At 64.8% G+C, this 3,648-nt stretch carries 3 protein-coding genes, 1 other RNA gene and 1 pseudogene; 2 read left to right on the forward strand and 3 right to left on the reverse strand.

Going from position 1 to position 3,648, the window contains the following annotated elements; genetic code table 11:
• From rsmH to rnpB, 3 genes are all read right to left on the reverse strand, one after another.
• Positions 1-725, reverse strand: a 725-nt coding sequence (gene rsmH, locus AC1DT2_RS17970) for a 16S rRNA (cytosine(1402)-N(4))-methyltransferase RsmH (RefSeq protein ID WP_477297837.1), incomplete at its 3' end; no start/stop codon positions are given.
• Between the two features lie 44 nt (positions 726-769).
• Positions 770-1,216, reverse strand: a complete 447-nt coding sequence (gene mraZ, locus AC1DT2_RS17975; RefSeq protein WP_159890808.1) for a division/cell wall cluster transcriptional repressor MraZ — start codon at positions 1,214-1,216, stop codon at positions 770-772.
• 413 nt (positions 1,217-1,629) lie between these two features.
• An RNA gene (gene rnpB, locus AC1DT2_RS17980) (RNase P RNA component class A) lies at positions 1,630-1,996 on the reverse strand.
• Between the two features lie 216 nt (positions 1,997-2,212).
• Between rnpB and rsmI the strand changes: the two genes are divergently transcribed.
• Together rsmI and AC1DT2_RS17990 are read left to right on the forward strand one after the other, a co-directional pair.
• Positions 2,213-3,040, forward strand: coding sequence for a 16S rRNA (cytidine(1402)-2'-O)-methyltransferase (gene rsmI / locus AC1DT2_RS17985; RefSeq protein WP_477297839.1), 828 nt, complete (start codon positions 2,213-2,215; stop codon positions 3,038-3,040).
• A gap of 111 nt (positions 3,041-3,151) precedes the next feature.
• Positions 3,152-3,648: pseudogene (locus AC1DT2_RS17990) on the forward strand (penicillin-binding protein activator); the annotation flags it as partial.

Here is a 3,648-nt window from a genome sequence, read left to right on the forward strand (position 1 = left end):
GAGTGGAAGCTGATCACGGCGAGACGGCCGCCCACCTTGAGCAGGTCGAGGGCGGCGGCGAGGCCTTGCTCGACGGATTCGAGTTCGGCATTGACGCGAATACGCAGCGCCTGGAAGGTGCGCGTGGCGGGGTTCTTGCCGGGCTCGCGGCGGCCGACGCAGCCGGCGACGAGATCGGCGAGCTCGGCGGTGCGGGTAATCGGCGCGGTGGCGCGACGCTCGACGATGACCTTGGCGATGCGACGGCTGAAGCGCTCTTCGCCGAAGCGCCAGAGCACGTCGGCGATATCGAACTCGCTGGCTTCGGCCAGGAAGTCCGCGGCGCTGATGCCGCGCGACGTGTCCATGCGCATGTCGAGCGGCGCATCGGCCATGAAGCTGAAGCCGCGACTGCGATCGTCCAGTTGGGGCGAGGACACACCGAGGTCGAGCAGGATGCCGTCGAGGCCGCCTTCGAGCGCCGCCCAGTCACCCATGGTGGCGAAGTTTTCGTGGCGCAGGGCGACACGCGGATCGGTGGCGAGGTCGGCTTCGGCCACGGCGATCGCCGTGGGGTCGCGGTCCATCAGGAACAGGCGACCATCGGCGGACAGGCGCGAAAGGATCGCCCGGGCGTGACCGCCACGGCCGAAAGTCCCATCCAGGTAGCGCCCGTTCTCGCGCAAGGCGAGGCCCTCCACCGCTTCGTCGAGCATCACAGGGATGTGCACATCGCGCCCCGCCATCACCACATCCCGCTCCCGTTCCACCAAGACCTCGAATTAGTTCGTCACAACCGCAGTTCCGCCATGTCGTCGCTGATCTCGTCCTCGCCGATCGTTTGTCGGATCTTGGCGAGGTGGGCCTGTTCGCTCCAAAGCTCGAACTTGTTGCCCATGCCGAGGAGGACGGCCTTTTTTTCTATGCCAGCCGCCGAGCGTTGACTCGATGGAAGGAGGATGCGGGCCGCACCGTCAGGCTCGACGATGGCCGCAGCACCCACCAGCTTCATCTGCAAAGCCCGATGAACGGCCTTGACGCTGGGCAGCGCGTTGACCTGGTCACGAACCTGTTCCCATTCCGCGTACGGAAAGATCCAGAGGCAACCGGTATCGAAGGGGTTGTAAGCGACGACCAGACGATTCGCGCAGGCGTCGGCCACCAGATCCCGATACGAGGTCGGGATCGTCAGACGACCCTTGTCGTCGATCGTGATGGCTGTCTCACCTTGGAACATCTTCGTTGGCCGCCCCACCAAATCCCACKATTTCACACTGGGGCCCACGATAGTCTCGGGTCCTGAGACTGTCAAGGAAATTTTTCTTGTGAATCAAGGAGAAAGCTCACGTTCATCACCAATTCCAGCCGTTTCTTAGGAAGGGGCGGAAGGTGGTTGAATCGTTGAGGTTTTTTGCGAATCGCCTCGGTGTTTAAAGGGCCCTGCAAATGTGAAATCGAATGTGTGACTGAACTCACGTTCATGCGATGGAACAAGCTTCTGTAGGAGCTGATTCATCGGCGATCCCGCAGCAGCAGGGCCAGGGTGAGGCGAGCACCCATCGCCGATGAATCGGCTCCCACAGGGGCAAGGGGCCAATCAGCAAAAAACAAAGCGGCGCCGTCGTAAGACGGCGCCGCGATGCCTTGAAGAAAAGGAGTCGGCCTGTAAGCCGGGTTCTGTTCGTCTTGCGACGTGACAGTCATTCTTCTCGACCTGGCGTCACCGCCAGGCTCTAGCAACCTACCCGGGAACGACGCGGGCCGCGTCATAGTTCCCTTATTTGGTCTTGCTCCGGGTGGGGTTTACCGTGCCATGCGACGTTAGCCCCGCATGCGGTGCGCTCTTACCGCACCCTTTCACCCTTACCTGATCCCCTTGCGGGGCCATCGGCGGTCTGCTCTCTGTTGCACTGGCCGTCAGCTCACGCTGCCCAGGCGTTACCTGGCACCCTGCCCTATGGAGCCCGGACTTTCCTCGATACGCCCGAAGGCGTGACGCGACTGTCCGGCCGACTCCATCTAGAATTATACGGCAAAAATCGCCCCCTCCCCCCTGTAGGATCCGATTCATCGGCGATGCTCCTCCTTCGATGGGAAATGGGGCAAGCAACCTGGGAGGAGCGCTGCTGCGCAGCGGGTTTATTCGCCATTCGCCGATGAATCGGCTCCTACATGTACTTATTGCCGATGCATCGGCTCTTACAATGCGCGGCTACCCCCACCGGATTTCCCGATGTCCCTCTCCCGCCCCGGCATGCTCCACGTGGTCGCTACGCCGATCGGTCATCGCGACGACATCAGCGCACGCGCCATCGAGACACTGCGCCGGGTCAAGGTGATCGCCGCCGAGGACACCCGGCACACGCGCCCCCTGCTGCAACACCTCGGTATCGACACGCCGCTGGTCGCCCTGCATGACCATAACGAGCGCACGGCAGTGGACGGCCTCATCGAGCGCATGCGCGGCGGTGACGACGTGGCCCTGGTGTCGGACGCCGGCACCCCCCTGATCAGCGACCCGGGTTTCCGGCTCGTTCGCGCCGCTCGCGCGGCGGGACTACGGGTGAGTCCGGTGCCGGGCGCCAGCGCGGTCGTCGCTGCCTTGTCTGTCGCCGGCCTGCCCAGCGACCGCTTCATCTTCGAAGGCTTCCTTTCGGCCAAGGCCGGCGCACGGCGCGCACGCCTGAATGAACTGGCCGGCGAATCGCGCACGCTCATCTTCTATGAGTCGTCCCATCGCATCGTCGAGTCCCTCGAAGACATGTCCGCCGCCTTCGGCGCCGATCGTGAGGCGGTGATCGCCCGCGAACTCACCAAGATGTTCGAGACCGTCCTCGACGGGGGCCTGGCCAGCCTGGTCGAACGTGTCACGGCCGATCCCAACCAGCAGAAGGGCGAGTTCGTCGTGATGGTGGCCGGGCGCGAGGAGGGCGAGGAGGAACGACTGGCCGAAGGCCTGCGCGTGTTCGCCATCCTCAAGGAGGAACTGCCCCCGGCCAAGGCGGCGAAGATGGCCGCCGCGATCACCGGTGCACCGCGCAAGGCGCTCTACGGCAGTTGATCGCCACATGAATCGCGGAGTGCGCCTCACATCGGCCTCGCGAAGCGATGGGCTATGATCCTGACGTTTCGGCGCCGGAGGGGCGCCGCCGTGCTGCCCAAGGAATCCTGCATGCGACCGATCCGCGCCACTACCCTCGGCTTCCTGCTCTGCGCCGGTCTTGCCGGCTGTGTGACCCAGGGCGGCGTGAGCCAACACGGCTCCGCCCCTTCGGGTGAAGCCACGCAGGCGGCACAGGCGCTCTACACCAAGGGCCAGTTCGACCAGGCCGCACAGGCTTATATCGCGCTGRCCGGCCAGGATCCGTCACACCGCGACTACTACAACCTTCTCGCCGCCGAAGCGTACCGCCAGGAAGGCGCGCTGGATCGCGCGGCGCCCATCGTCGCCGATATCCGCCGTTCCCGGCTCGAGGGCGAAGACGCGCTGCGCTTCGATGCCCTGCGCGCCGAGATCGCCCTGAAGAACAACGACCCGGCGAGCGCGCTTTCCTATACGGGCAAGCCCTCGTCGCGCGTATCGCCACAGATCGAGCAGCGACTGGCTGAACTGCGCGCCCGCGCGCAGGCCGCGTCGAACGACCCGTGGAGCGCCGCACAGACCCGCGT

This window comes from Luteibacter sp. P4_E6 (genome assembly GCF_056401535.1).